We start from the raw sequence: 5,819 nt of genomic DNA on the forward strand, positions 1-5,819 counted from the left end.
TCCCGACGGACAAGCCTTTCTCCAAACTCTCCAGAAAGCACCGCAATCTTCTTTTCTTCGGCACCGGCGGCGCGGCGCTCAAGGTGAGGCACAAGACCGCCGGCAAGCGCACCCGTCGCAGGGAGCGCCCCTTCGCGGGCATCGTGGAGGAGCTGACGAAACGCTACGAAAAGACCAACAGCGAAGATCTGCACATCGAGTACGAGCAGTACATGAGCGCGCTGCCGTGCGAGGGCTGTGGCGGCGCCCGCCTTCGTCCCGAGAGCCTCTCGGTTATTTTCGATGGGAAGCACATCGCCGAGGTGTGCGCGCTCTCCATTCAGGAAGCCCGGATGTTTTTTGCCCAGGCTGCCGAGCGGCACGCCGAGGAGCCCGCGGCCGAGCGGATTCTCAAGGAAATCAACGAGCGGCTCGAGTTTCTCTCTCGCGTGGGACTCGACTATCTGACACTCGATCGACCCGCCGCCACGCTGGCCGGCGGAGAGGGCCAGCGCGTGCGCCTGGCCAGCCAGGTGGGCGCCAGCCTCGTGGGGGTGCTCTACATCCTCGATGAGCCGAGCATCGGACTCCACCAGCGGGACAACCGGCGCCTTCTGGATACCCTCCGCCAGCTCCGCGACGCGGGGAACACGGTGATCGTGGTCGAGCACGACCGGGAAACCATCGAGGGAGCTGACTATGTCGTCGATCTCGGTCCGGGGGCCGGAGAAGCGGGCGGCTACCTCGTCACGGCGGGAACCCCGGATGAGGTGAAGAAAAATCCCGATTCCCTGACGGGTCAGTATCTCGCCGGGCACAAATCCGTCTCCCTGCCGGAGACGCGCCGGAGCCCGAACGGCAAGTGCTTGATCATCCGTGGGGCGGGTGCCCACAATCTGAAGAACATTGATGTCTCCATTCCGCTCGGCTTGCTCGTCTGTGTCGCCGGAGTGAGCGGAAGCGGGAAGAGCACCCTGATCGAAGAGGTGCTCTACCGCGCCTTGGCCCGCAAGCTCTACCGCGCGCTGGCCTCCCCGGGGGCCCACCGCGAGATCGAGGGCACGGACCAGATCGACAAAGTGATCGACATCGATCAATCCCCCATCGGCCGCACCCCCCGGAGCAACCCCGCCACCTACACGGGCGTCTTTACCCTCATCCGCAGCCTGTTCACCAAGGTCCCCGAGGCGCGCAAGCGGGGCTACCAGCCCGGCCGCTTCAGCTTCAACGTCAAGGGCGGCCGCTGCGAGGCCTGCCAGGGGGACGGATACATCCGGATGGAGATGCACTTTCTCCCCGCGCTCTACGTCCAGTGCGGCGAGTGCCGGGGAAGCCGCTTCAACCGCGAGACGCTCGATGTCCGCTTCAAGGGCCATTCCATCGCCGATGTGCTCGACATGACGGTGGATCATGCCGCCGAATTCTTCGAGAACATCCCCGCGCTCAAATGGAAGCTCAAGACGCTTCAGGATGTAGGGCTGAACTACATCCGCCTCGGCCAGCCCGCCACCACCCTCAGCGGGGGCGAGGCCCAGCGCCTCAAGCTCTCGAAGGAACTCTCCCGCCGGGCGACGGGCCGGACGCTCTACATCCTCGATGAGCCGACGACAGGGCTTCATTTTGCCGACATCGAAAAGCTCCTGGCCGTTCTTCACCAGCTGGTCGAGCAGGGCAACTCTGTCATCGTCATCGAGCACAATCTCGATGTCATCAAGGCGGCCGACTACATCATCGATCTGGGGCCCGAGGGAGGTGATGCGGGCGGTTATCTCATCACGGCCGGCACGCCCGAGGAGGTGGCGGCTGCGGAGGATTCGCACACGGGCGCCTTTCTCCGCGAGGCGCTGGCGGAAACGCCGCGGGGAGCGGCGGGATGACGGATGCGCAGACGCGGCGCCTCGTGCTCTGGATCGAGTACGACGGCACCGATTTCAACGGGTGGCAGGTCCAGCCCGGACAGCGCACGGTCCAGAGCGAAATTGAGGCCGCCCTCTCCAAGATGTGCAATGAACCTGTCCGCATCGTCGGCTCGGGACGCACCGACTCGGGAGTGCACGCGCTGGGCCAGGTGGCCCATTTCAACGCGCGCTCGGCGATTCCGCCCTTCAAGTTCGCCCTCGGCCTGAATACCCTCCTCGCTCGGGACATCTCCATCACCGACTGCCGGGAGGTGTACACCCCCTTTCACGCCCAGCACGACGCCCTTCGGAAAACCTATCGCTACCGCATCCTGTTCCGCCGCCGGCCGAGCGCACTGCGCCGACACTGTACGTGGCACGTCAAATCGCCGCTCGATATCGCGGCTATGCAAAAGGCCGCGGAGATTTTGCAGGGAGAGCGTGATTTCGAGAGCTTCCGGGCGGAGGGGACGCCGGTTGAGTCCACCGTGCGGAACCTGGAGCGCCTGGAGGTGAGGCCGGTGGAGGATGAACTGCACATCGAGGCGACGGCGAACGGCTTTCTGCGCCACATGGTGCGCAACATCGTCGGCACCCTGGTGGAGGTGGGCCGCGGCGACCGGACGCCCGGCTCGATGGCGGATCTTCTCGGAGCGCGCGACCGGAAGCAGGCCGCCCCGACGTGCCCCCCGCAGGGCCTGACTCTCGTGTGTGTGGACTACGGAGAGAAAATGCCGCCTGAAGCGCCGCCCGATCCTTCCGAGAAAAAAGGTTGACGGAAACCCCGCCGTCTCGTATGTTGGCGGCTGGTTTTGACGGGAGAGGATAGAAGATATGTGCGTTTGCGTGCGGAAAAGGGGGGTCTGGCCCTGGCGATGCTGGAGAGAGACTCGTGGGGGAGGTCCGCCCGGACGCGCGTAGTTCCGATCGTTTTGATTGAATCATCGGATGCCATGGCGGACCTGAAGTTCCGCCGTGGCATTTTTTTTGAAAGGAGCGGGCGATGAAGCCCGCGCGGAAGCGATGAGCGCAACGGCATGCACGCCCAGCCTCGAGGAATTTCTCGGACTGGCGAAAGAAGGAAACGTCATTCCGGTCTATCGCGAGGTGCTGGCGGACCTCGAGACGCCGGTTTCCGCCTTCTTGAAGATACAGGACGGCCCCTATTCGTTCCTGCTCGAGAGCGTCGAGGGCGGCGAGAAGTGGGCCCGCTACTGCTTTCTGGGGAGCCGGCCCGCCGCCGTGTTTGAGAGCCGGGGAAGAGCGGTCCGGATCGAAAAAGGAGGGAAGAGCAAAACCATCGAGACGCACGATCCCCTCGGGGCGCTCCGCGATCTGCTCGCTGCCTACCGGCCGGTGCAACTGCCGGGCCTGCCGCGCTTCTGGGGCGGCGCCGTCGGCTACTCCTCCTACGACATGGTCCGCTTCATCGAGAAGCTCCCCGATCTGGCCGAGAACGATCTCGATATGCCCGAGAACGTCTACATGATCACCGATTCGATGGTAATCTTCGATCATGTGGCCCAGAAGATGAAAGTGGTGGTCAACGCCTTTCTGGAAGGCGCCGACCCGGTGGCCGTCTACGCGGATGCCGTGCGGAAGGTGGATGCGCTAATCGGGAAACTGCGCGCGCCGGCCGCGGCCCCGCCTCATACCCCGGAGACGCCGCCCGCAAAGGAGTTTTCAGGCGAAGCGGTTCCCGGCGTCCCTGGCTTCTATTCTTCCTTCTCGAGGGAGCGCTTCGAGGCGGCGGTGGCCGAGACGGTGGAGATGATCCACGAGGGCGAGGCCATCCAGGTGGTGTTGGCCCAGCGCCTCGAAAGCGCGCTTGATGTCCACCCTTTCGCGATCTACCGGGCGCTCCGGACAGTGAATCCCTCGCCCTATATGTTTTATCTGACGCTGGGGAAGACCAGCCTCGTCGGGGCCTCGCCGGAGGTGCTGGTCCGGCTGGAGGGGGAGCGGGTCGAGGTGCGCCCCATCGCCGGGACGCGCCGTCGCGGCAAGAATGAGGCGGAAGACGCCGCCCTGGCCGAGGAGCTTCTGGCCGACGAGAAGGAGCGGGCCGAGCTCATCATGCTGGTCGACCTGGGCCGCAACGACATCGGCCGGGTGTGCCGCCGCGGGACGGTCCGGGTCACGGAGCAGATGGTGATCGAGCGCTACAGCCATGTCATGCACATCGTCAGCAACGTGGTGGGCGAACTTGAGGAGGGGAAAGACGCCTTTGATGTCCTCCGGGCGACCTTCCCGGCAGGGACGGTCTCCGGGGCGCCCAAGGTGCGGGCGATGGAGATCATCGAAGGTTTCGAGCCTGTCCGCAGGGGCCCCTACGCCGGGGCGGTCGGGTACTTCGACTTCGGCGGCAATATGGATACCTGCATCGCCATTCGCACGCTCTTCGCCCGCGGAGGGAAGCTATATCTCCAGGTCGGGGCGGGCATCGTGGCGGATTCGAGGCCGGATTTCGAATACGAGGAGACGATGAACAAGGCCCGGGGAACGCTTCGTGCGCTGGAGCTGGCGCGCGATGGTCTTCTCTAGGGGTCGGAGTCACGGATATGCCGCGCGTATTGATGATCGACAACTATGATTCGTTCACCTACAACCTGGTCCAGTATCTCGCCGAGCTGGATGCCGAGGTGACCGTCTGGCGGAACGATCAGTTTGCGCTGGAGGATGTGGCGCCCCTCTCGCCCGACATCATCGTGATTTCGCCGGGGCCGAGCCGCCCTGAGAACGCGGGCCTCTCGATGGGGGTGGTCGAGCGCTACGCGGGGAAAATCCCGATTTTCGGGGTGTGCCTGGGCCATCAGGTGATCGGAGCCGTCTTCGGCGGAAAGATCATCCGCGCCGGCCAGATCATGCACGGAAAAACATCGCAAATTCAACATGATAGCAGAGGTATCTTCAAGGGGCTCTCCAACCCCTTTTCCGCTACCCGCTACCACAGCCTCGTGATTGAGCGGGCTTCGGTTCCCGATCGGCTCGAGGTTTGCGCCGAGGCCGACGATGGCGAGATCATGGGAGTGCGCGTGCGCGATCTTCCGGTGGCGGGCGTGCAGTTCCATCCCGAGTCCATCCTGAGCCCGGAGGGAAAAGCCCTGCTGCAAAACATGCTGGGAGATGGGTTGAAACATGTCTGAGCGAAGGGAACGGGGGAAAGCCGGGCGGTTTTTCACCGCGGCGTGCATGGCCATTCTGCTGGGTGCCGCGGCGGGGATTTTTGCGTCCGCGGACGCGGCCCTGCCGGGTTTGCCGAATTTGACTTCGGCGGCCGTTTCAACTCAAGAGAAAACACCCGGGGCGAAAAATCCGGCGCCGGTCAAGGTGAAACCCGATGCGCTGAGCCGTTCGGCAGAGATTATCGGGAAGAAGGCGGAGGAGTCGAAATTTTTTTGGGAGCGCTCCCTCCTGCTCAAGCGCTCGGAGACCCTCGTTAATCTGAGCGACGTTCGCGGCGTGTGGGAAGATTTTCTTTTTCTTTTCCTGGCCTGGCGCGAATTTGTCGCAAGCGTGTCCGATCACTATTTCCAGCTTACGCCCGCGCAGGTTACGCGCATCGTCAGCCAAAGCTTCGGGTCGTTTTTTCTCCTGATCCTCTTCTACGTGCTCGGCCGCTGGTTCCGCCGCTGGTTTAACGCCCTGATCGGGAGGCTTCCGGAAAAAACGGCCGACGCCCGGCTCCGCGCGACGCAAGAGGGGCTCCTCCGGTTGGCGCTGGTCACGATTCCGAAGCTGTTCTTCCTGGCGGCTATCCTTATCTCGATAGAGGTTTTCGATTTTGTGGAACCGCATTTGGAAGATGCGCTTCAAAGTGCGGCGGCGGTCTTCATCGGCGGGTTTGCCTTTTATGCCTTTTTGCGAGTTCTGATCCGCGATCTGCTGCTTCCGGCGGCGGAGGAGGCAAAACCACCCTTTGGCATCTCCCATGAGACGGCG

The 5,819-nt window shown here is 63.6% G+C and carries 5 protein-coding genes; all 5 read left to right on the forward strand.

All coding sequences use genetic code 11. The features are described from left to right. Positions 1–1,856 (forward strand): excinuclease ABC subunit UvrA (gene uvrA / locus O2807_10940; GenBank protein MDA1001013.1); only part of this gene is annotated, 1,856 nt, incomplete at its 5' end. After that, positions 1,853–2,653, forward strand: coding sequence for a tRNA pseudouridine(38-40) synthase TruA (gene truA, locus O2807_10945; GenBank protein ID MDA1001014.1), 801 nt, complete (start codon positions 1,853–1,855; stop codon positions 2,651–2,653). The genes uvrA and truA, both read left to right, overlap by 4 nt. A 247-nt stretch (positions 2,654–2,900) precedes the next feature. Further along, positions 2,901–4,421 (forward strand): anthranilate synthase component I, encoded by a 1,521-nt coding sequence (trpE, locus tag O2807_10950; protein ID MDA1001015.1) that lies wholly within the window; start codon positions 2,901–2,903, stop codon positions 4,419–4,421. Between the two features lie 17 nt (positions 4,422–4,438). After that, positions 4,439–5,023 carry an aminodeoxychorismate/anthranilate synthase component II gene (locus O2807_10955; protein MDA1001016.1) on the forward strand — a complete coding sequence of 195 codons (585 nt, stop codon included), beginning with the start codon at positions 4,439–4,441 and terminating at the stop codon, positions 5,021–5,023. After that, positions 5,016–5,819: hypothetical protein (locus O2807_10960; GenBank protein ID MDA1001017.1), on the forward strand; the 804-nt coding region annotated here is incomplete at its 3' end. The genes O2807_10955 and O2807_10960, both read left to right, overlap by 8 nt.

The organism is bacterium (genome assembly GCA_027622355.1).
GTDB lineage: Bacteria > UBA8248 > UBA8248 > UBA8248 > UBA8248 > JAQBZT01.